This is a genomic window from Paenibacillus caseinilyticus, assembly GCF_027533645.1.
GTDB classification, from domain to species: Bacteria; Bacillota; Bacilli; order Paenibacillales; family NBRC-103111; genus Paenibacillus_G; species Paenibacillus_G caseinilyticus.
Genome location: NZ_JAQAGY010000013.1, coordinates 42,097 through 67,846 on the forward strand (window position 1 = coordinate 42,097; position 25,750 = coordinate 67,846).

At 64.1% G+C, this 25,750-nt stretch carries 2 protein-coding genes; both read right to left on the reverse strand.

The window, feature by feature from the left end:
- Window positions 1-13: 13 nt before the first annotated feature.
- Window positions 14-18,697 carry an SDR family NAD(P)-dependent oxidoreductase gene (locus O9H32_RS19215; protein WP_269867744.1) on the reverse strand — a complete coding sequence of 6,228 codons (18,684 nt, stop codon included), beginning with the start codon at window positions 18,695-18,697 and terminating at the stop codon, window positions 14-16.
- A 39-nt stretch (window positions 18,698-18,736) separates the two neighbouring features.
- Window positions 18,737-25,750, reverse strand: a complete 7,014-nt coding sequence (locus tag O9H32_RS19220; protein WP_269867745.1) for a beta-ketoacyl synthase N-terminal-like domain-containing protein — start codon at window positions 25,748-25,750, stop codon at window positions 18,737-18,739.

The window sequence follows — 25,750 nt, forward strand, 5'->3', positions numbered from 1 at the left end:
GTGTGGCTCCCTCCTACCGAGTTGGAAGTGCGTCCCCTGTCGTGCTGCGGACATGGGGCGGGTACGGAATCGTCCCGCGCCCCAGCATATCCTTCAGCGCTTCCGCATAGGGGGTCTTGCTGGCGATACGGTCCGCATTATAGGCCCGTCTCTCCGTTTCTCCGAGGACCGTGTCCTTACGGAGCTTGAACAAACAATACGAGATCCATCCCCTGCCGAGAGATACGGCGTTGTTGGCGTAGCTGCGCAGAGAGTCCCGCGCTACGGGGGTCAGATCACGCGTATTCCGCTCGCAATCGGGGTCGTGCAGATAGTTCGCCACCCAAGGCGAGACATCGACGATCTCGTCGATCACCAGCCCTTGCCGCGAGATCACCTCGACCCACTCGTCAGCCGTCGCAATGGCGATGCCGATAGCCGGATCCACGATCGGACCGCGCAGATTCGCGATAAAATCCATGAGCAGCACGGTCCCGTCTTCCTGCAGGGAGCCGGCGATGTTAGCGAACAAGGCATGCTTATCCGCAATATGGCAGCAGACTTCAATGCCCATCACGAGGTCGTAGCGGTCCGGGAATGCATCTGCCGCGCTGTCCCTGTGGAAGATGCGGGCCCTCCCGCTTAACTTCATTGCTGCAATGCGTTCATTCCCAAGTTCGGCTTGGGCCTGCGATATCGTGTAACCATGCGTACGCAGATGCGGGTACAACGACGCGATCTGGATGACGTCGGTGCCATGGCCGCAGCCGATATCAAGAACGCGGGACAGACGCCCGAAATCTTCTTTATAGAAAAGAACCTGCCGCAGCTCCACCTGCTTCGCTTTCACGAGAGCGGCCTCCTCCGGATACAGCTCCGGATTCAGCATAACCCGGCTCATCGAGAAGCCCGGGATGCGGGATTCGAACGGACAGAAAGTCAAATACTCTTCCTGGAACTCGGTCGAGCGGTCCATCGCATTGAAGGAGTACAGCTCAGCAGTCTTATTGCCCTCGTCCGCAGAGGGAGGCAGCAGCGCAGCCGCCTGCGCCTTGGCAGGAAGCCCCTCCGAAGGCGGGCTCGCCCAGCATCTTCTTCTTTTGAAGGGATACCCCGGCAGCGACACGATGGCCGGCATAGGACCGGCTTCGAAGAGCCTCGCCCACGGAACATGGGAACCCTTCATCCACAAGGATGCCAGCATCGTCAGATTCCTTGTGCTCCAAGCTTCTTCGAGCATGGCACCCCAACCCTGGGATCCTTCGTCCCCGGTTCCTTGGGACAAGCCCGCCGGCAGCTCTTCCGCTGCCGCGCAGAACTGCTCCAGACGGGCGATGAGCTCGTCCTTGGTCCCGGCGGCGAAGGCCAGGCGCGACTTCATGACTTCCCGGCCGACAGACAGCGTATACGCTATGTCCCGGAGGGAGACCCCGGCAGATGACGCACTGCGGAGAAAACCAATTAGCTGCCGGGCGGTCTCGGTGAGCCGTTCCGCATTCTTGGCGGACAAGACGATCGCCTCGGGAAGCGCCGGGCCCTCGGCCGGCCGATCCTCGGAATGCCGCGGTACGGGGACATATTCCCGGATGACCGCATGCGCGTTCGTCCCGCTGATGCCGGTAGTGGACACGGCGCCGATCCGCGGCCGGTTCCCTTGCGGCGACCACCTTCTCGGCTCGGAGGCCATATAGAACGGGCTCCGCTCCGGCCGGATCAGCTCGCTCGCTTCCCTGAAGCCGGGCACCGGAAGGATCGTCTCGTGCTTCATCGCGAGCAGCATGGCGATCAGGCTCACCACGCCGGAGGCGGCGAACGTATGGCCGATCAGCGGTTTCACCGAGCCGAGAGCGCAGGACGGGCCTTCTCCGGCAGGAGGGCCGAAGGCGCCGGTTAAGGCGGCCCATTCGATGGAATCCCCCACTTTGGCGCCGACACTGTGGGCCAGGAGATACCCGATCCCCTCGGGGCGGATCCCATACTTGCCATAGATTTGCCTGAGCAGCTGCTCCTGGCTCACCGGACTAGGGGCCGACAGGCCGTTCGTCTGGCCGTCGTAATTCACCCCGCTCGCCTCGATCGTCCCGTAGATGCGGTCCCCGTCCGCGATGGCCTCCGACAACGGCTTCAGCACCACGACGGCGACCGCTTCGCCGGGCACCAGCCCGTTCGCGCGACGGTCGAACACGGCGCAGGTGCCGTCGGGGGACAGCATATTGGCTTTGTCCAGCCCTGCATACATCCGGGGCGAGACGGTCAGACTGACTCCGCCGGCCAAGGCCATATCGCATTCCCCGAGCCGCAGCGCCTGGCAAGCTTGGTGAACGGCTACGAGACCCGATGAGCACGCCGCCGTGAGTGCAAAATTCGGCCCTTTGAGATCGAGCTTGTACGCAATACGCGCCGACAAAGTGGCATTCTGGTTGGAGCTGATCTGCCCTCCCCCGCCGGTGACGTCGCCGTACTGGCTTTCCTCGGCCCCGACATAGACGCCGCACGAAGTGCCTTTGATCCTCTCGCCCATGTAGCCCGCATCCTCCAAGGCATGCCAGGCTTCTTCCAGAAAGAGCCGCTGCTGAGGATCCAAAAGCTCCGCTTCCTTCGGAGGAATCTCGAAGAACAGGGGATCGAACTGATCGATCCGGGACAGGAATCCGCCCCAGCGGGACCGGCTCTTGCCCGGCTCCCGGTGCGGATCGCCCGCATAATCGCGCCAATCCCAGCGATCCGGCGGAATCTCGCGGATCGCGCTCTCCCCGGCCAACAGCAGCCTCCAGAAGTCGTCCACCGTGTCCGCCCCCGGGAAGCGACCGCTCATGCCGATGACGGCGATCGGCTCCTGGACAGGGGGCGCTTCGGACAGGCTCTTCGTGCTCTCATCGCTTGCACCGCGCGGAGACCGGACTTCTTCCATCGGAATGGCAGCCTCCCGGCTCTCCGGCCGGCCCCCGCCACCCGCTGGAATCCCGCCTGAATGACTAGAGACGGTAGAGGCGCTTGACGGATCCCTGGAAGCATCCGTGTTACTGCGGCGGTTCGCCTCTCCGGATGCAGCTTCGGATCCCTGTATGCTGCCGGGCGCCTGCCAAGTGGGAACTCCCGGCTCTGCAGCTGGATCCGTCCCCTCCTCCGGCTCATAATACGCCTGCAGGGCTTCCTCCTCTTTCGTTAGGAGATATTCCGACAGTTTCCCCAGCGTAGGATAGCCGTAGATGAGGGACGGCGTCACTTCGATACCGTACTCCCCGGTCAGCAGAGCGGCGAACTGCGTCAAAGATATGGAATCGAAACCGAAGTCGACCATATTCTCTTCGGGATCGAGCCGCTCCGGCGCAATATGGAGCAGCGCGCCGATATGGCGGCGAAGATCATCCAGCAGACGGTCCCCGAGACTCCGTCCCCGCCCGCTGGTTGGCTGCTGCCCTGTGGCTTTGAAGCTGGCCGTCCGAGTCCGTACGGCGGTCCGAGGTGCATCCGCAAGCCCTAAGAAGCGCTCGACCCGGACACGGTCGCCCGCGAGAATCAGATACTGCTCTCCCAGCCCCTCCATCAGCGTGTCGAATAGAGCGAGCCCTTCCTCCTTCTCGAGGTAGCGCTGGCCGCTCGCTTTCAAGTACAGTTCACCCTGATCCGAATCTTCGAAGCCCATGCCGCCGTCTCTCCAGAGCGGCCAGTTCAGCGCGACGGCCCGGCCTCGGCGAAGCCCTTGGCTCCGCAGCAGATTCCGGTACCTGGCGTAAGCCGTCTGGAACCGGCTGCCGACCGCGTAGTCGCATGAGCCAAAATCCCCGAGAATTGCCGACGAGGATGTGAAATAGGCCACATAATCCAGCGGCTCTTCCTTCAGCAGTTCATCGAGCGCTAAGGTTCCCCCGATTTTGGGATGGAGCACCCGGCGGAAGCCCTCCGGGTCTTTGTCCAGCAGATTCGAGTTCTCCTGCACGCCTGCGGCATGCAGAACGCCAAGGATCGGGCCCAGCCGCCCCTTCGCACGGGCCAGTCCTTCCCTCATTAACGGCAGGTCGCTCAGATCTCCCTGCACGTACTCGACCCGGCTGCCAAGCCCCTCCAGCCTCCGGATCTTCTCGAGCCCGTCGCTGCCCAGGGGCGAACGGCCCGTCAGGATCAATCCCACGCGTTCCCTCTGCGCGGCATGGACCGCGAACAGATAGCCGAGCCCGCCCAATCCGCCGGTGATGAGGTACGTCCCTCCGGCTTTCCACACCGGCACGGCGGACGAATTGGGATTCGCCGTGGTCGGACGAATACGGCCCGTATGCCGCTTCCCGTTCCGGTAAAGGACGCTGGCGGGGCCAACGGTACCGAGTTCCGCGCACAGCCGACCGGCCCAACCGCCCATGAGCGGCCCGGCGGATGACCCTTCGCTCTCTGCACAGAGCACTGTCATTGAGCTTCGCGGCAGAACGTTCCCGAGGGAACGGGCGAAGCCGGTCCACGATTCAAGATAACAGCGGTCGAGTTCATCGCCGTACGCACCTGCCGCAACGATTCGCCGGGCTTCCAGTCCACTCGCCGATACCGCTTGGATGAGATGGATCAGCGCCGTAGGATCCTGCACATGCACGCTGCGCTCCAGTGCCCATAAGTACAGCACGCCGTCGACCATGCCGCAGGTTCCCCGGATATGCCGCAGCGCCGCTTCGAACGAGCCGCGGTCATGTGCCCGGACGCTATACGCTTCACCGGAATGCCCTTCGCCGCCCTCGCTCTCTCCGATGAAGATCAGCGAGGTCTGCGGCTGCAGTCTCCGCATGTCAGCGAGGAGCACCTGCCTGCGCTCCGGGTCGGTCAAGAACACGACCAGCGTTCTCGGAGGAGCAGCAGATGAGCCATCCCCCTGATCCAGGGGCAGCTCCTCCTCCCGCCACACTTCCTCGAAGGTCATAGGAGCGGACGCCGCGGTCACTGAAGGTGCCGATTCGCGTGGAACCTCCGCCCCGCTGTAAGGTGCGCGGGAGACCCAGCAGCGCTCTCTGGCAAAAGGATACGTGGGAAGACTCATGCGGCGGGGCCGCACCGGCTCCTCCGCGTACAACTTCGTCCAGTCGAGACGCAGCCCCTTAGTCCATAAGTCGATCAGCCTGGCATACTTGCCGCCCCGGATCCACTTGTCGACGGCCTCCTGCATGTCCTCGTCCGAAGTTAAAGCCGACAGCACTTCCTTGCCTGCCCGCACATGTCCCCGGTACAGCTCGAAGGTCTCATGCCCCTGCTCCAGATAGGCTGTCAAAGCAAGCTTCAGTTCCTCGACCGAAGAGGCGCAGAATGCCAGACGTTCGTCCATTTCTTCCCGGCCGGTTTGCAGCGTATAAGCGATGTTCCTGAGATCGGCATCCGTGTAGCCCTTCTGCTCGGCGACCTCGAGCAGCCGGCGCACGCTTACGCCGAGCCGCTCTTCATCCTTGGCGGAAAGTACAATCAACGCCGGCTGCCGGGGGCTGACTAGGTTGCGGGCTTCCTCCCGCGCCGCCGGTACGTATTCCTCCACCACGATGTGCGCGTTGGCTCCTCCCGCACCGAACGAGGAGATCCCTGCCCGGCGCGGGTATTCCTTGGACTCGCTGCCGATCCGGACCACAGGCCGCTCCCAGGGAGCGAGTTCCCTCTGGACTGTGAAGGGGGTATCCGCGAAGTCGATACCCGGATTCGTGATCCCGGCATGCAGCGTCGGGACGAGCTGCCGGTGCTGCAGCTGCAGGAGCACCTTGGCCAGTCCCGCCATACCGGAGGCGCTTTCGCCGTGCCCGATATTGGACTTGACCGAGCCGATCGCGCAGAATCCTTTGTCGCCGGTATCCCGGCCGAAGGCTTGGGACAATCCCGCGATCTCGATCGGGTCTCCGAGGGCTGTTCCCGTCCCATGGGCTTCCACATAGGAGACCGTTCGGGGATGAACCCCTGCCCGCCGCATCGCTTCGGACACCACATCGCGCTGCGCTCCCGGGTTCGGGACGGTGTATCCGTTCGTTTTGCCCCCTGCACCCAGGGCGCTGCCTTTTAGAATCCCGTAGATATGATCGCCATCCGCCTCGGCCGCCTGGAGCGGCTTCAGGACCACCGCGCATACGCCCTCCCCATCGACGAAGCCGTCGGCGCCTATACCGAACGCCCTGCACGTATCCCCGGGAGACAGCATGCCCGCTGACGACAGCCTCAAATAGTGTACGGGGTCCACGATCAGGTTCACTCCGCCGACGACCGCGCACTCGCTCATGCCGCTGTAGAGACTCTCGAGTGCCAGGTGTATCGCGGTTAATGAGGAGGAACAGGCCGTGTCCACCGCCATGCTCGGACCTTGGAAGTTCATGAGATACGACACCCGGTTGGCGATCGACCAGTAGCTGGCCCCTGTCGGGTAATTCGCATTCATGACGCCTGCGAAGACCCCGACTCTCCGGCTGCTGCCGCCCAGACTTGCCGGGGTATAGCCGGCATCCCCGATGGAAGCGTACGCGGCTTCCAGGAACAAGCGCTCCTGCGGATCCATTTGGGCCGCTTCTTTGGGCGAAATATGGAAGAACATCGGGTCGAACATGTCGATATCCTTCAGGAAGCCGCCCCACTTGGAATACATGCTGCCGCTTTTTCCTTTATGCTCGTCATAATAGTCCCGCCAGTTCCAGCGGTCCGCCGGAATCTCAGTGATGCAGCTCGTTCCCTGGCGCAGATTCGCCCACAACTCGTCCATACTCTCCGCCATCGGGAAGCGTCCCGACAATCCGATAATCGCAACGTCCTGCACCACCGAAGGCTTCGGCTCCACGGGTTGCGAAGGCTGTGCCCCTTCCGTGCGGGAGGAGAAGCGTCCACTCCGCCTGCCTCTTCTGTTCGGCCGTGCGGCCGGGGGCAGAGGAGGTGCAGAACCCGGTGCCGCAGAGGGAGCCTGAGGGAACCCGGCCGGCAGATCTTCGAGGCCTACGAGCTTCCGCAGCGCCTCTTCCTGGGTCCGTATAAAATGCTCCGTCAAGGCGTCGATCGTCTGGTATTCGAAGAACAGCGTGGAGCTGACCGAATCCAGCACCTGCCGGAGGGTTTCCGTTAACTGCACGACAAGGATGGAGTCGATCCCGTACATCTCGAGAGGCTCCGACGAGTCGATCCGGTGGGCCGGCAGCTTCAGCACGCCGCCGATCAAGCCCTTGAAGTAGTGCCGGCTCTTCTCGCGAAGGATCTCCCTGTCTTTCCCCGCCCCTGCCGCAGCCGCAGCGGTCTGCAAAGCCGGGGCCCCCGTAACACCAGGGCTCGGGCCGGCGGCGCCTATCTGCTGAACGCGGTGCTGTGCCGACGACGGCCTGCCTCCCTCCGGCAGACGGATCTGCCTTACGATCCCATTGCTGTGCGCCCCGATCACCTGCTGGCCCCAGGTGTGGGCATGCCGGGCCGGGAATGCTACGGCCGGGAAGCCTTCCTCTTCGAGTACGCGTTGCCAAGCTTCCGGGGACAACGCGGGGCAGCCCCGCGTGCGGATCGCCGCGTCTTCATACGCCCACCAGCCTTCCAGCAGGCCGAAGGTGACATGGGTGAAGAGGTCGCTGCCCGTAATTTCATTGAGCAGCAGGAGGCCGCCTTGCCGGAGAGCCGCCTTCACGTTGCGCAGCGTGCGGCGGATATTCTTCGTCGCATGCAGCACATTCGTGGCGACGGCCAAGTCATAGGCTCCCGCATCGAGGCCCTGACCGGCGAGGCTGTGTTCGGCATTGAACAGGGCGCAGCTCAAATAAGGATGCTGCGGGCCGTATTCTTTCTCCGCATGCATCAGGAAGGCCCGCGAGATATCGGTGAAGCCATATTTCTGGATGGCATGCCGGTAGGGCTTCAGCTTGCGGAGCAGCGTCGCGCTCGTGCCGCCGGTGCCTGCGCCGATCTCCAGAATGCGGAGCTTAGCGTCCGGCCGGCGGCTGAGAATTTCTTCTATATAAGCGGCTGCGGAATCAGCCAGCACTTCGTTGAAGTAGTCGGCCACGGGATTGTGCTTGTACACCCCCTCCACCAGCGCCATCGACGACCCCGGGAAGAGGATGTCTGTGGCCGGCGTGCGGCCGGCAAGAATATCGGGCAGTGCGCGCAGCACGGTCTCGGCGAGCATGATTTGAGCTTCGAGGCCCGGTTCCAGAAGCCAAAGCGCTTTGCTCCGCTCCCACTCTTCCCAGAGCGCCTCCAGCGGCTGTGCCGGCAGAGACGGCCCGCTGCCCCGCAGTTCTGAGAGGAGCGCCTTGCTTTCCTTCAGCCAGCCGACGTAGAATGCTTTGTTCCACGGATAGCCGTTTCCTTGCGCCCCCTCTTCGAGGAGCTGCAGCAAACCTTCGAGCAGTCGGGCGATCCCCTCCTCCACGCTGCGCATCGTGCGGATCAGCGCTTCGGCGCGTCTGAACCGCTCCGGGTGCAGGGGCTGCGAACCATCCGTCCCGGGCCATGCCGGGACACCTCTTGGCGGGATCCCATGGGAAGCCGGGTAGACCGACACATACTCCCCGGCGTCGATCAGGTGCGTGGCGACAGGCCGGTCCGTCTTCATCACGGCGATCTGATTCCAAGGACCCGTGAGCAGCTGCTCCAGCGCTTCCATCGCCTCGGGCGGCTCGATCGAACCGACACCAAGCCGTGCCATGCGCTCCCGGTAAGATTCCGAGGCGACCGCGCCCACGCTGCCCCAATATCCCCAATTCACTACCTTGACCGGGCAGGGAAGCTCCTGTGCCAGAGCGGCGGCATAGCTGTCGATGAACGCGCAGCCCGCGCTGTAATTGCTCTGCCCGGCAGGTCTCGCGAACGCGTTGAAGGAGGAGAAGAACAGAATAAAATCGAGCGGTTCTTCCCGGAACACCTGGGCCAGCCTGACGCTCACGTCGACCTTGGCGGCCAGCGCCGCCCGGAACTGGTCTTCCTCCATCTTCGCAAGCGTGCCGTCGAGAAGCACAAGGGCCGCGTGCACGATGCCGTGAATCTCGCCGTGCCGCTCCTTGATCTCCCGGTAAGCGCGCTGAAGACTGGCCAGGTCCGCCGTGTCGGCGGAGATGTACTGCGGCGCCGGCCCGATCGCCGCAAGCCGGCCGATCTTGGCCCGGATGGCATCGTCGATGGCCCTCCGGCCGATCCACACCACTTGCGCCTGGCAGGTGCGCATCACGTGCTCGGTCCAAGCTTCGCCGATGCCGCCCGCGCCGCCGATGACCACGTAGACGCCGCCTGTCCTATAGGGAGAGGTCTCTGCCACAGCTGGCAGCGACTCCACTTCGACCAGCTTCTGCCGATACCATTCACCACTCCGGTACGCCCAAGCGCCGCCTTCCGGATCCGCAGGCAGCGACTCCAGCATGGAGACCGGGACACCCGCCCCCGTCTCCAGATCGAGCACTCTCACCTGCCAGTTCGGATATTCCTTGGCCATCGACCCGGCCAGCCCGTGAACCGCCGCATGGGCTGCCGGGACGGCTTCATTCGACCTTACATGCTGCGTGCCTGCGGTAAACAGCGTGAAGTCGAGCGGCTGCTCCCCGGCCCCTAATTCCAGCAGCGCCCGAATCAGGCGGTACAGCATCAGCACCCCGTCTTCCTGTGCCTCGACCCATGCCTCGTCCGCGGAAGATGCTGGTGTCTTCCCTGGAGCAATCCATACGATATGGCGCAAGGGAGCACCGGCTGCCAGCCGCTCCGCCACGGCCGCAACGGATGCCCTTCGGGGAAGTTCTAGCACTGATGCCCGGCTCCAATGTTCCAAAAGCGCTTCGCGGACCGCTCCGCTCTCCCCGATCACGAGTACCTCCGCCCCGTCGCTTGGGGGCTGCGCCCTCTGCTCCTGCAGGGAGGACAGCGAAGCGGCCTCCCATACCGTGATCAGGCTTCGCAGCTTCATGCCCCCTTCTTCCTTGGTTTCTGCCGGCTGTAGGTGGACGGGCAGGGGGCGGGCTTCGCCCTGCTGTGCCAGCCTGCGCACGGAGAATCCGATCATCCGGACGCGGACGATTCCCTCCCCGTCGCAGAGATCGATATCGAACTTCTCCACGCCCCCTCCGGGCGCGCTGCCTTCACTGTACCGGAGATAAGCCCACATCCTTGCCGTGCAGCTCCCCAGAATATGAAGTTCCTCGAGGGCAAAAGGCACCGAAAGCCCAGGCTCCCCTCCGCCGTCGAAGTTTCCGAGATGAAAACCGATCGAAGCATGAAGGGCCGAATCCAACAGGCTCGGATGCAGGATGTAACTCTCCAGCGTAGATGCGAGATGGGGGGGCAAGACCAATGCCGCCAAAACTTGGCCCGTGCCCGCATACAAGGTCTGGATCCCCCGGTGTCCATTGCCGTACCGAATACCCAGAGTGAGCAGGGCATCATAGCAGGCAGAAGCATCATAGACGGCGTGGCTGCAGGCCGACCTGATCGCTTCCAGATCCAGATGAGGCACCCCGGCGGGAGCCGCCAGCTCCGCCCGCCCGGTCGAGAACAGCTCAGACTCCCCGTCTTCCGCCGGCAGTCCGCTGTATATTTCGTAATCGATCCCCTCCTGATCTCCGGGATAGAGACCGATACTCACGCGTGGGGGCTCGGTACCGGCTGCCAGCGGACGGGACCATACCACCTGCTTCAACCGCAGGTGATACGGCTCATCCGCCAGAGAGCCTGCCGCCTGCTCCACCGCGAACCTGGCCAACTCGAGCATGGCCGCCCCGGGCAATACCGACTGGCCTAGGACCTGATGGTCGGCAAAGAAGAATTCCTCTCCCGTGAAGGCCGTGCTGAACCGCTGCTCGAGCAGATCGGAGGTGTTCGCATGCACGAGGGGATGCAGAACGGCGGCCGCTGTCCCGGTCACCTGGGCCCGGCTGCTCTCCGGCGTTCCGGGAACCCAGTAGCGTTCCCGGGCGAACGGATACACCGGCAGCCGCATCCGCCGGGGCTCCTCCCCGCCGTACAGCCGCGTCCAGTCGACCGGGAAGCCTTTGACCCAGAGATCGAGCAGCTTGGCGAACTTGCCTTTGGCCACCCAGCTCTCTACCGTCCGCGCCATATCTTCATCCTGGGCGAACAGGGCCAGCGTCTCTTTATTGCGCTTGACGCCGTCGCGGTACAGTCCGTCGACTTCTTCCCGCCCTTCCAGGTAGGCCGTCAGCTTCTCCCGGAGCTCTTCCACCGAGATAGCCGTCAGCGCAAGGCGCTCTTCCATCGCTTCGCGGCCGACCTGGAGCGTGAAGGCCGCATCCACCAGCCGATCTGGAGGCAGAGCCCCGGATGATGCCCACTTCAGCAGGCGTTCGGCCTGCTCGCGCAGCCTCTCCCCATCCCTCGCGGAGAGGAGGAACAATGCCGGGCCGGAAGCCGGAGGCAAGCTGGACCCCGGGCCGGAGAGCGCCGGAGTCGGGATATACTCTTGGATCACGATATGGGCGTTGGAACCGCCCGCGCCGAAGGAAGAGAGCCCCGCCGTCCTCGGCAGCTCACGGGTGACCCCCCGGATCTGCAGCACAGGTCTTTTCCATTCCTCCAGCTTCCGCTGTACTCTAAATGGAGTCCGGGCAAAATCGATATGCGGATTGAGCTCCTCCGAATGGAGCGAGGGAACCAATTCGCCATGCCGCATCTGCAGCAGCACCTTGGTGAGTCCCGCGATCCCTGCGGCGCTCTCGGAGTGCCCGATGTTCGACTTCACCGAACCGATGGCGCAGAACTCCTTGTCTTGCGTGAAGGCTTCAAAGCTCTTGGTCAGTCCCGCAATCTCGATGGGGTCCCCGAGCGAGGTGCCCGTTCCGTGAGCTTCGATGTAGGTGAGGGTGCGCGGATCGATACCCGCCTCGCGGAGCGCCCGGCCGATGACATCCGCCTGCGCGTTCGGGTTCGGCACCGTGTACCCGGTCACCTTGCCTCCGTGGTTCACCGCGGTTCCCTTGATGACCCCGTAGATGGGATCCCCGTCCGCCACCGCTTTGGCGAGCGGCTTCAGCAGCACGGCGCCCACCCCTTCTCCGGGCACGTAGCCGTCTCCTCCCCTGCCGAAGCTCTCGCACCGGCCTTTGCTCGAGACGAACTGTCCCTGCTCCAGCAGCACGTACTTGTTCGGATGCAGGGAGACGTTCACGCCCCCAGCCACCGCAAGCTCGCACTCGCCCTGCTTCAAGCTCTGGCAGGCGAGATGCAGCGCCGTCAGAGAGGAGGAGCACATCGTTGCTACCGCCATGCTCGGACCATGAAAGTTGCAGAAATACGAGACGCGGTTGGCGATAGAGGCGGCATTGCCCGAGAGGGCCACGGGCCGTCCCTGAAGCTGCTCCTGCACGCCGTAGAGCTGGTATTCTTCATACATCACGCCGACATACACGCCTACGTTCGACGTATGATGCCGCCCGGGTACGGCTGCCGCCGTACGGACATACCCCGCATCCTCCATCGCTTCGTACACCCGCTCCAGGAACAGGCGCTCCTGTGGATCCATCGTCTCCGCCTCGCGTGGGGAGATATGGAAGAACTGGGGATCGAACTCATCGACCCCTTCGATGAACCCGCCCCAGATCCGGTTACCGCCGGATCTAGCGGCGCATGAATTCCAGCGGTCCCCGGGAAGCTCCGTAATGCAGTCCTTCCCCTCCCGCAGCACTTGCCAGAACTCTTCTAGGGTCCTCCCTCCCGGATACCTGCCCGACAGCCCGATCACCGCAATATCCATCCCGGCCGGGCCTTCCGATACCCCACTCCGGAATGCCGTATCGTCACCTGAAGCTGCCGCGAAACGGCTGGTGCGTCGGGAACGGGCCGAACGCGGCTGCGGCTGCGCAGGCAGTGATACGGAGCCGGTGTCCTGCCCCTCTGCGGCATTCCGATGCTGGCCAAGCCACGGCAGCATCCGCTCCCGGTACGTCCGTACGAGATAATCGGCAAGCTGACCCAGAGTGCGGTATTCGAAGAACAACGTCTTCGATACCGACCCGAAGGTTTTCTCCAGTTCGTTCGTCATCTGCATGACGACGAGCGAATCCATCCCGTACTCTTCGAGCGGCGCCTCCGCTTCGATCCGGTTCACCGGCAGTTTGATGACGGCGGAGAGCACTTTTTTGAGGTAATGGACCGCATGCTCTCTCAGCTCATCCGCTTCGCTGCCGCCATCATCCGTCTGAGGCTGCGGTGCCGCTTGCGTATGGGCCCTCGTGACCTGGATATCCCCCAGGAAGTCCGTCCTGAGACGCGGGAGCTCCCCCTCCAGCACGAGCACGCGGCTCTCTCCGGAAGCCCAAGCCCGCGCAAGCGCCCGAATCCCGGAGGCCGTGCCGAGAAGCGCCACTCCGTGGCGTTCCAGCAGGATCTTCTCGGCAGCGGGGTCCAGCCCCATGCCGCCCTCCTGCCACAACGGCCAGTTCACCGACAGCATGCGGCCGCTGCGCCGGCCTTCGAGGGCGAGCCCGGTGCGGTAATCGGCATACGCATCCATGAACGCATTCGCGGCGGCATATGCGGATTGCCCCGGATTGCCGAGCGCGCCGGCGGCGGAAGAGAATGCGAGAATAAAGTCCAGCGGCATCGAGCTGCTCGCTTCATCCAAGTTCACCAGTCCGTCCACCTTGGGCGCGAGAACGTCCCGGAGATCCTCCGCGCTTCCTTGAAGAAGCCATCCGTCCCGCAGGACCCCGGCGCTGTGGATGATGCCGTGCAGCGCGCCGAACCCGGTGCGGATCTTCTCCATCAATGCCTCCACGGCCCCGCGGTCCGCTGCATCCGCTTGTTCATAATGCACGCGAACACCGGCGGTTTGGAGGGCATGCAGCTCCGCCAGCTTCTCCGCTCCGAGCGGGGAACGCCCCGTCAGAATCAGGGTGCCTTCCCGGAGGCTGCCAGCCATCTCCCGCGCGAACAGCAGACCGAGTCCGGCCGCCCCGCCGGTGATCAGGTAGACGCCGCCGTCTCTCCATGGCGGAGCAGGGTCACCGCCGGGATCGGCTGCGGTCTCCTTCCAGGTCCGCAGCCAAAGTCCGCCGTCCCGGCAGCGCAGGTGAGCCCCCTGCGCACCGGCGCGGCTCTCCCGCCTGCAGAGGTCGGCGGCTGACTCCCCGGTCTCCGCCGGGTCCAGTTCGATCAGCTGCACGCTGACCCTAGGCTGTTCAAGCTGCAAGGTCCGCAGCATGCCGAAGAGCCCCGTATACAGGCGGGCTGTCCCCCCGCCGCCCACAAGCAGCCGAACCCGCAGCGGGGCATCCCCGCTGTCTTGGAGCTCCAGCTGCAGTCTCTCCTGCAGCGCAGCGGCGGCTGCCTGGTATGAATCCGCCGGGCTTGGTCCCATGGCCGGCAGGGCCCAGCAGCGTACGCCGTCCCATTGGCCTTCCACTGCTTCAACCGCCGGCTGCGGCAGACCGCAGAGGAAGACAATTTCTCTGCGGTCTGCCGCATGCACCGCCTCCGGCTCGCTGCTTGCAGCGTTTTCCGGCTGATCTGGAATCCGTTCCCAGCCGGGCTGCAGGAGCAGGGTAACCTGCCGCGTCCCCGTCGATCCGGCAGGGGCTTGAAGCGTTTGCTTCTCCAGCCTGCGGACCGAGAATCCGCGGATTCGTACGAGCACCCGGCCGGACTCGTCGCAGAGGTCGAGGTCATATTTGGCGGCCGTACCGCTCTCTCCGCTCTCGCTGACGAGGCGCGCGCACACCCGCATCCGGGGAACGCAGGCACCGTAGAGCACGAGCTCCTCGATCGCATACGGCAGCATGGCGGCAGGCTCCCCGCCGCCCAGCTGGAAGGCAATACAGGCCTGCAGCGCGGAATCGATCATCCCGGGATGCAGCGCATACCCACGGGCCGCTTCGTCCATTACATGCGGAAGATGGAGATAGGCAAGCACCTCCCCGCTGCCGGAGTGCACCTCCTCGATCCCTTGGTGGGCAGGGCCGTAGTCCAGTCCCATGGAGCCGAACGCCGCATAGACGGCGGGCCGGTCCCAGGTGCGCTCCCTGCAAGCTTCCCGGATCGCTTCGAGGTCCAGGCGGGGCGCCTCTTCCGCAGCGGGAACCAAAGCGGCGCTTCCCTGGCTGTAGACTACGGCCTCCTCGGAGGCAGTGTACGGCATAGCTGTCATAGCAGACTCCGCCGTCTCCGTCCCATGCACAGAGCGCAGGCTGAAGATCTCATAAGCGATCTCCCCAAGACCGCCGGCTTCAGGGTATAGCCCAATATTCACATGGACGGGTTCCCGCCCTACAGTCAGGGGATGCGTCCAGACGACATGCTGCAGACGGAGCCGTGATGATTCCGGTGTCTGCTCTCCGGCCGCCTGTTCTACCGCTGCCCTGACCATCTCCAGATAGGCCGCGCCCGGAAGCACCCGCTGGCCCAGCACCCGATGATCCGCCAAGAAGAATTCGTCGCCGGTGAAGGTGCTCTGATAACGCTGCTCCCAGAAGTCCGATGTATTGCGCTGCGCCAAAGGATGGAGGCTATCCGGCTGTGCTGAGTTCCCTGCGGCATCCCCCAGACCCTTGGCGAGCGGGCCTCTCTGCGGAATCCAGTACCGTTCTCTGGCAAAAGGATAGGTGGGCAGGCTCATCCTGCGCGGGCTCCCTTCCCCGTACAGCATATGCCAGGGGACGGAATGTCCCAGCAGCCAGGCCTCGGCTACCGAATCGAGCTTTCCTTCAGCGATCTGCTGTCGGATCGCGGCCTGAGCTTCGACCGAGTCATCGAGGGCTTCTTCCCCATGCGCCGTGACTCTGCTCCGCCAGCCGTGAAGCGGAAGCTCCGCTCCCTCGGCAAGCGCTTCCAGCGCGGATTGCAGCTCCCTGAGCTCCCTGACGAGGAAGACGGCGCGTTCTTCCATCGCCTCGCGTCCGACCTGCAGCGTGTAGGCCAAGGATTGCAGGTCGGTTGCGTCCGCATCCGGGACGGACCGCAGCGCATCCGCCAGCTTCCGGGCATACGCTTGCAGCCGATCGGCGTTTTTGGCCGACAACGGGACGAGCACCCGGAGAGCGGCGCTTCCCCGATGATTAGCGACACGCCCTGTCCGCTGTGCCGGCTCTGGAATATATTCCTCAACGACGAGATGGGCGTTCGATCCTGTAGCGCCGAACGAGCTGATGCCCGCCCGGCGAGGGATTGCTTTTTCTGTACCGCCGGGTGTAACCCTCTGCGTCGCCCAGGCGGCCGCAGTCTGCTGGACATAGAACGGCGAAGCTTCAAAATCGATGTACGGGTTCGGCGTTTGCCCGTGCAGCGAAGGAACTAAGGTTCGGTGATGCAGCTGCAGCAGAACCTTGTGGAGGCCGGCGATGCCTGCCGCCGATTCCGCGTGCCCGATATTGGACTTCACGGAACCGATCGAACAGAACCCGGTGTCCTCCGTATGTTCTCGGAACGCTTGGACCAGCCCCTGGATTTCGATGGGATCCCCAAGGGAAGTTCCTGTTCCATGGGCTTCTATGTAGGAAAGCGAACGGGCGTCGATGCCCGCTTTCTCCAAGCAGCCTACGATGAGATCGGCTTGGCCTACCGGGCTCGGCACGGTGATGCCGCTGACGGTTCCCACGTGGTTGACGGCGCTGGCTTTGATCACGCCGTAGATCTGGTCCCCGTCCCGGACCGCCATGTGGAGTGGCTTGAGCAGTACCGCGCCCACGCCCTCGCCCGACACGTACCCGTCCCCTCCCTCGCCGAACGTACGACAGCGGCCGTCGCTGGACTGCATGTCCATCAGACCGTAGGTGGCGTATTTGCCCGGATGCAACGACAGGTTGACCCCGCCCGCCAAGGCGACCTCGCACTCCCCGCGCCGGATGCTCTCCACCGCGAGATGAACCGCCGTCAGCGATGACGAGCATACCGTATCGACGGCCATACTCGGCCCGTGGAAGTTGCAGAAGTACGATACCCGGTTCGCAATCGGCGCGTAGTTCAGCGACAAAGGAACCGGATGCCCCTGGGCAGCCGCCTCCGCTCCAAGCAGGGCGTAATCCTTGTGCATCACCCCGACGAAAACACCTACCGGGTGTCTCTGCCGCACTCCCTTCGGAGCGGTGAGCGTGCCCGGGGTGTAGCCGGCGTCTTCGATCGTCGCCCAGCAGGTCTCGAGGAACAGCCGCTCCTGCGGATCCAGCGTCTCGGCCTCCCGGGGGGTGATCCGGAAGAATTGCGGATCGAAGCAGTCCGGGGCCTCCAGGAAGCCGCCCCAGCGGGACATGCTCTTGCCGGAAGGCGACCGGAGACCGCCGAGCTGCCGCCAATCCCAGCGGGAGGGCGGGACTTCGCGGATACTGTCCCGGCCTTCTTTCAGATTGTTCCAGAAGTCTTCCAGGCTGTCCGCATCGGGATATCGCCCGGCCATGCCGATCACGGCGATATCGTCATCATGCGTAAGTGCCGGCGCCACGAATACGGCAGCTGCTGCTTGCGCTGCGGCTCCGCGGGCCTGTGACTTAGTCCCTTCTGTACGCTCATGGCTGCTGCCGTGCCCGAACCGGCCCGGATATGCTGCTGCAAGATGGTCGGCCAATTGTCCAATCGTCGTATACTCGAAGAGCAGCGTCGGCGGAACCGGGGATCCGGCCTTCCCTTCCACCTCCTTGGCGACGTAGAGAAGACCCAAGGAATCCAGCCCCATCTCGTAGTAGCCCGACCGGGTGCTGATCTCCTGCACCGGCCGCTGCAGACGGTTCGCGAACAGCTCCCGCAGCCACTGGCGTGCGGAGGCTCTTTCGCTTGAATCAACATGGAGAACGTCCGCCGCCCCGGCTGGACGCCCTATGAAGCTTGTGCAGCCTGGGTCATCCTTGCGATTCCCGTCACCGTTTCCTGCACGGTTCCCTGCACTGTTCCCTGCACCGTTCCCGTCGCTGCTCCCTGCACTGTTCCCTACACGATCCCCTTCACGGCTCCCCTCAGGACCTCCCTCGCCCATTCGAACCCGTTTGTTCGTAAAACGGGTCAATTCGCCTATTTTGCGGCCGGTCTCGTGGAAGAACTCGATCGTAAGCGTGAGCAGCTCCTCGCTGCGCTGCACGGACGAGGCTTCGATCCTCGCCAGACAGGCGGACTGCATCAGCTCCGAAGCGCGGAACGATTCATAGAACAGCGGCAGGTACAACGCCTGCGTACCATTCATGAGGGTGAACCGGGCGCCGCCTCCGGCACCGCTGCAGTCCATGAGGGCGGGATGGAACATGAACGCTTCCGCTTCCATGTCCGCTTCCTCAGGAGCAGCGGCGGGGGCCGTGAGATCCATTATGACCGACCCGCCGAGCTCCAGAATCCGGCCCCCGGCTTTCATGATGCCCCCGTGCCGGACTCCCTGAAGGGCGCAGTGCGCATACATGTCCTCCACGGGAAGGGATCCCGAGTTCTCCATCCGGGCCTTCTGCACGTCAAGGACGTCTTCGAACGATACAGGCTGGCACAGATGCATCTCGGCGCTCATATATAAGGAGCCTTCCGGGAAGGCCTGCCCTCCGGCTGCCTCATCCGCCTCCTGCTCCGGCGCCGCGTCTTCGATGCGAATATGCCACAGTCCCTGCGCCATCTCGGCAGCGGTTGCATGCAGCACCGCTTCCCGGCCTTCGGGAATGGTGAGGGGACGGTAGACCGTTACCTGACGGAGCTCCAGCTCCCGGAACGCGTACCCTTCTTCCCTGAACCATTGGTAACACAAATCGATATAAGCAAGCCCGGGCAGCGTGCCCTGACCGAGCACAACATGATGCCGCAGGATCGGATGATCGCTTCCCATTCGGAATTCCGTTCTCATTGTCGCCTACCTCGTCTTCCATCATGGTCTTGTATTGCCCTAAGGGGACTGCACGGTGGCGACGCCGGCGGCGGTCTTGGAACTCCACCAGCTCGTCTTGCGGTCACCCGTCCGTCCTGCGGCAGCAGCCGCTTCAGAGCTTCCGCTCGCCGGAGACGCCGCTGCCGTATCCATCGCCGAAGCCGGGACCGGCAGCGGATGCCGCCTCACGGAAGAAGCCGTTCCTTCCTTCCCGGCTTCCAGGATCACATGAACGTTGGTCCCCCCGTCCGCGAAGCAGTTCAGTGCGGCCGTATGGGCTTCCTCCCATGGGGACCGTTCGCGGTGGAAGCAGAACGGGGACGACCCCATGTCAAAATACTTCATCGGCTCCTGCCCCGACAAAAACGGAACGAGCTCCCGGTGCTGCAGCATAAGCGCCAGCTTGATGAATCCCGCCATGCCTTCCGCGCACAACGGATGGCCGATATTCGGCTTCGCCGAGCCGAGACCTAGCGGCAGCATACCCTCCGGGCGGTACACGGATTGGATCGCTTTCAGCTCCAATAGATCGGTGACCTCGGAGCCCGAGCCGTTCGCCTCGATATAGCGGATGTCCGCCGCCCCTCTGCCGCTTCTTCCCAGCGCCCTGCGTATCACATCCGTCTGCGCCTGCAGGCTCGGGGTGGCCGGACCTGCCGTCCGGCCGTCATTGTTGACGGCGATGCCCTTGATGACCGCGCAGACCCGGTCTCCTTCCGCCGATGCCTGCCGGGCGCGCTTGAGCAGCACCATGCCCGCCCCTTCGGACAGGACGACGCCCTCGGCGCGTCCGTCGAACAGATCGAAGCGGGGTCCTGGACTTAGAATGCCGCGCTGCCGGAACAGCCGGTGCACTTGGGCCGAGCCGAGCAGGCTGACGCCGCCGACAAGCGCATAGTCTATCTCGCCGCTGCGAAGCGCCTGGACCGCCAAATCCATCCCGACCAGCGCGGAGGAGCAGGCCGTATCGAGCACAAGGCTCGGGCCCCGCAGGTCAAAAAACTGCGAGATATTCGAAGCCAAATAATTCGGCCCGACCGCGAGAATCGGGTTCCGTGCCTGGCGAAGGCTCTCCTCGCCTGGCTCATGCCGGCTTCGGGCGCCGATATACACGCCGACGGCACGGCCCTTGATGTCTTCTGGGGAATACCCCGCGTGGCACACAGTCCGCAGGGCCTCCTCCAAGATCAGATGAGCCTGAGGGTCCATCGCTCGGGCGTCTTCCTCTCCGATATGGAAGTAGGAGGTACGCATGGTTCGGGGGGCGTCCAGCAGCCCGGCATAAAAGCCGTCCTCGCCAGCCCAGCGCGACTCGGGAACGGCCCGGATCGCCGAGCGTCCTTCGGCTAGCAGGCTCCAGTAGGCATCCAGATCGGTTGCCCCGGGAAAGCGGCAGGACATCCCGATGACCGCTACATCTCCCGGAGCAAGTTCCCCGGCATTCGGGCCGGGTGCCCCTTCTAAGCGACTAGGGTTCTCAGGATGGGCATCAAGAAGGACGGTGACCGCTTCAGGCCCGATATGGGCTCCGCCCACCCCGGCAAGCTCCGCGCTGTCCTGCCCTTCCCGCCCGGGAATCGTTTCTTCAAGCAGCTTACGCAGCACAGCTTCGTGCCCGCCCGCCAGACGGGCGGCTAATGCGCCGATGCTCGGGTACTCGTAGAGAAGGGAAGATTCGAGCTCCACCCCAAGCAAGCGGCGGATCGTCCGCAGCACCTGCGCGAGCATAATCGAATCGACGCCGTACTCCGGGAACGGCGTGTCCGCCTCCAGGCTGGACGCATCCAGCTTAAGCTCGGCGGCGAAGATGTCCGCGAGCCAGTTCTGCACGGCCGGCAGCAGTTCCCCCCTAGCGGCGGAAGAAGCGGCAGCCGCCGTCTGCCGTCCCGCGGGTGCCGCTTCCCCGGTACGTGCGACCCCCCGCAGGCTGCGCTGCATGAGCCGTCCCGGATGCCAGCGCCGGGTGTCGATAACCGTCGGGAGAACAACCGGACCCAGGTCGGACCTCGAGAGGATGTGGTCCAGCAGCCGAAGCCCTTCCCCGTTCGTATGGCTGAGAAGACCGGTCTCGCGGTACGACCGGCTTGTGACTTCGCCAAGCCCCGTCTCCTTCCAGTTCGGCCACTGGATACTGATCATCCGCGTCCTGCCGCGGTAAGCCTGAGCTGCATAATCCATATAGGCGTTGGCCATGGCATAGTCGCTTTGACCCGAGGCCAAGGACGGCACAATCCCGGATACCGAGGAGAACAGGACGAAGAACGCCGGCGCCTCCTCCCCGAGACAGCGGCAGAGGATATCGGTTCCTGCCATTTTGGGGGCAAGCACTTCCCGAATCGTCCCTGGGGATTTGCGGATGAAGGCGGGTGTGTCCAGATCCCCCAGCCCCGCACAGTGGATCACTCCGCCTGGCGGCCCCCACGCGGCTTTCACTTCCTCCGCGTACTGCCGCACCGCCCTCTCATCGGTCAAGGGGAGTGCGGGCAGCCGGACTTCGGCTCCCATCGCTTCGAGTTCGAGTACCGTCTTGATCTTGCGCGCAGCCGGACTGCCCGGATCTTGAGCCAAGGCATCATCCCACAGCTCCCGCGGAGGGAAAGCTTCCCGGCCGGTCAGCACCAGCCGGCGGACTCCGTAGTGCTGCACGAAGTGCTTGGCGCACAAGGCGCCGAGCCCCCGGGTGCCGCCCGTGATCCACAGCACCCCCTCCTGCGGGAACGGAAGACGCGGCAGGACGCCGACTTCCTCACCGTGCTCGCGCAGACCGGCCCGGTAGCGTATCCCTTGGCGGTAGGCCGTTTCCGCATCGTCGCTGTCCATCAGGAACTCAGCTGCGATCTGCTCCGCTGCGGTCCGATCGTCCGTATCCGCCTCCACATCCACATGCCGCGAGCGGAGATGGCTGTACTCGCTCTGCAGCATGCGGTACAGGCCGGCCCGCTCGGCACCGGACAAGGCGGTGCCATCCGGCTCGGCCCCGCGCTTCAGCCGCTCCAGTCCCCGGGTGACGCAGAGCAGCGTCAGCCCATCCCCGCTTCCGTGCTCCACGAGGCGCTGAAGCGGAACGATCCACTCCAGCGACGCTTCCTGCTTCGCTGCGCAGCCGGCAAGGTCAATCAGGCCCGATATCGCAGAGCCGGAAGCCCGCAGCTCCTCGACCAGAGGCAGCAGTTCGGCCTCGCCGGCTATCCGGCTGTCCTGGAGCTGTTCGGCCAGCTGCAGGGCAAGCGGGTCGGATCGATGATCCGCCAAGATGATGACCGTCCCAGACGGACCGCTGCGCAGTGCAGCTTCCGGGCAGGGCTCCCACGCTTTGTGCAGCAGCCGTAGGCTCCGGGATGCTGCCTCCCCGGCCGTCGTCTCCGGCAGACGGGAAGCATCGCCCCTCAGGCCGTAAGCTGCCGAAGCCGTTGAACTCCCTCTGCTCTCGGACACAGGCAGCCAATAACGATCCTTCGCAAAGGGGTACGTCGGCAGCGGGATCCGCCGGGGCTTGCTGTGCCGGTGCAGCTGGGTCCAGTCGATATCGACTCCTTGGGTCCACAGCCGGGCGATATTCGCGAGCCGTCCTTTGCGCAGCCACCTCTGCAGCAGTTCTCCGGAGTCCTCATCCTCCTGGAACAGCATGGATAGATCAGCGCCCTGCTTCGCCTGCCCCCGGTAGATGTGCCCGGGATCTTCCGTTCCCTGCAGGAAGCGCTCCAACAGCTCCCGCAGCCCGGATAGATCCCGCGCGATGAAGGCCGCGCGTTCGTTCATCGCTTCGCGTCCGACCTGCAATGTGTAGGCCAAGTCGTCTGCACGAAGATCGGGGCGCTGTAAGCAAGCAGGCGTGGGGGCTTCCACTGGGGCCGCTTCCACTGGGGCCGCCTCTACTGACGGCACGCTATCCATGCCGGACTCCTCACCAGACGCCGGCTGGGCAGCAGCCAACCGGCTTGCCGCCGCCGCGATCGAGCCTGCCTGCATCAGCGCGCCGCTGCCTGGGGCCGCACCGAACTCTTCGATCAGGCTCTCCCCGAGCCGCATCCAGTGGACCGGTTCCATGCCGTATTCGCTCAAAGCCTGCTCCGCTTCGATGAGCTCTTCCCTTACCCCGAGAATCCCGGCCACCAGGGAGCGCAGCCTCTGTTCCAAGTCACGCTGCGCCGTATTCCGGGCCTCTTCTGTCCTCTGCCCCGCTTCGCGGGCTCCGCTGTCCGGCTCCGTCCCCAGCGATTCCGGCAGTCCGCCGGAGCCTGCTCCCTTCAGGAAAGCGAGCAGCTTGCCCGCATAGGCAAGCAGCCGTTCCTTGTTCTTGGCAGAGAGGGGCACGAGCACCATCCCTCCTGCATCTTCTTCCTCCCCGGCGTCCCTTTTCCCGCTGCGGGAGGCCTCCGGCACATACTCTTCCACAATGAGGTGCGCGTTGGAACCCGTCGCGCCGAACGAACTGATGCCCGCCCGCCGGGGGAACCTCAGCTCCCTGCCGTCCCGGATCAGGACCGGCTCCTCCCATGCCTTGGCTTCGCGCTGAACATAGAAAGGAGATCCCGAGAAATCGATATACGGATTAAGCTCCTCCGCATGAAGCGACGGTACGAGCAGCCGGTGACGCAGCTGCAGGATGACCTTATGCAGTCCGCTGACGCCCGCCGCCGCTTCGGCATGCCCGATGTTGGATTTTACGGAGCCGATCGAACAGAACTGTACATCCTCCGTATATTCGCGGAAGGCTTTGCCGAGGCCCTGCATCTCAATCGGGTCGCCGAGCGATGTCCCCGTGCCGTGCGCTTCCAGGCAGGTGATCGTGCGCGCATCGATGCCCGCCCGCTCCAGACATTCGCCGATGAGCTCGGCTTGGCCCACGGGGCTCGGCACCGTAATACCGCTCACCGTCCCTCCGTGGTTGACTGCGCTGCCTTTGATCACCGCATAGATGTGGTCTCCGTCCCGTTCCGCCTGCCGGAGCGGCTTGAGCAGCACGGCGCCCACGCCCTCGCCAGATACGTAGCCGTCCCCGCCTCCTCCGAATGTACGGCACCGGCCGTCGCTTGCATGCATGTCCATAAGGCCGTAGGATACATATTTGCCCGGATGCAGCGACAAGTTCACGCCGCCCGCCAAAGCCACCTCGCACTCGCCCGTCTTCAAGCTCTGCATGGCGAGGTGCACAGCTGTCAGCGAGGAGGAACAGACTGTATCGACCGTCATGCTGGGCCCGTGAAAATTGCAAAAGTACGACACCCGGTTCGCGATGGGCGCGTCCGTAAGCGACAGCGGGAACAACTGCCCCTGGGCATGCGACTCGGCCCCGAGCAGCGCATAATCCTTATGCATGACGCCGGCGAAGACGCCGACCTTCCTTCTTCCGTACTTCCCTCTCGGTGCCGCCAGCGTGCTTGGCGTATAGCCCGAATCCTCGATCGTCTCCCAGCATGTCTGCAGGAACAGCCGCTCCTGCGGGTCCATCGTCTCGGCTTCGCGGGGCGTGATCCGAAAAAATTGCGGGTCGAACCCATCCGGATTCTCCAGGAATCCGCCCCAGCGGGAGAGCGGCTTGCCGGAGGGCGATTCCAGCCCTTCCAGCGCTTGCCATGGCCAACGGGAGGCGGGCACCTCCCCTACGCAGTCTATGCCTGCATATAAGTTGGCCCAGAACGCATCCAGATTCTCCGCTCCGGGATACCGCCCGGCCATGCCAATCACGGCGATGCCGCCTTCGTCCCCGCCGTCTGCAGCTGCTGCAGACGTGGACCCGAAAGGAGCCGCCTCTTCGCTGCCAGCGGCGGTGAGGCCTGATGCTTCGGCTCCTATTCGACTATACTCAAGGCGACTCTGCTCAGGGCGGCTAAGCTCAAGGCGGCTATGCACAGGTTGACTATGTTCAGGAGAGGCTCCCCTTAGCGGTTCTTCCTCGCCTGCCGGGGCGAAAAAGCCCGGATAAGCCGATGCCAAGTGCTCGGCGAGCTGGGCTATCGTCGTGTATTCGAACAGCAGGGTCGGCGATACCGCAGAGCCGACACGGCTCTCTACCGCAGAGGCCATGGCCAGCAGCCCGGCCGAATCCAGTCCCATCTCATAGTAGCCGGCATGGATCTGAGTGTCGTCCACGGCCCGATCCAGCCGATCCGACAACAGCCTCCGCAGGAACGCTTGAGCTTCCGCGAAGCCTGCACTCCGCCGCCTGGTTCCGGCAGGGCTCGTCTGACTCCCCGCCCGGGCCGCCCCGTCCCCCTGTCGTACACGCTTAGTCGTGAAGTCCCGGAGCTCCGCTACTTTGACGCCCTGCGCATCGAAAAATTCCATCGTCATCGTCAGCAGCTCTTCGCCGCAATGCAGTGATGAAGTACGGACTCTCGTCGTGCAGCCGGTCTGGAGCAGGGCCGACGCACGAAACGAGGCAAAGAACAGCGGCAGGAACAACGAATCCCGCTCCTGCGGCGAAGCGGACAACCAGCGGCCGACGATACCGGCCCCGCTCCCGTCCAGAAGAGCGGGATGGAACATGAACCGCTTGGCGTGACCCGCGACTTCGTCTCCCACAGAACACTCTGCGAGATAAGCCTGCTCCGTCTCCCGGACGTGTCCGGCCGCTTTCATGAAGCCGGTGTGCACGACATTCCGCCGCCTCCACTCTCCGTAGAGTGACTCCAAATCGATCGGAGAGCCTGCAGCCTCCATGGTCTCGTCCTCTTCCAGCTGTCCCCCGAAATCCACAGCCGCTACGAGATGCATCTCCGCCGCAGCGTACAGAACCGGCTGGCGTGCCCGGTCTTCCCCTCTTCCTCTGCCTTCCGCTCGGATCATCCACTGTCCGGAGGCGCTTTCTTCTGCCGAGATGTCCAGTACGATCACCTGATCTCCCGATAGGATCAGCGGGTGGTGGATCGACAGGTTGCGAAGCTCGAGTTCCGCACAGGAATAGCCGTGTTCCCGGAAAATTTGATACAGCAAGTCTATATAAGCGAGCCCGGGCAGCAGGGCTTGTCCGTTCGCCCGGTGGTCGCGGATCATCGGATTGTTCAGTGACATGACCAGTTGACGCTTCAT

Bases quoted from the DNA above. Each gene is read 5' to 3' on its own strand.
- O9H32_RS19215 (WP_269867744.1), bottom strand. From the start codon at position 18,697: ATGAGAACGGAATTCCGAATGGGAAGCGATCATCCGATCCTGCGGCAT.
- O9H32_RS19220 (WP_269867745.1), bottom strand. From the start codon at position 25,750: ATGAAGCGTCAACTGGTCATGTCACTGAACAATCCGATGATCCGCGAC.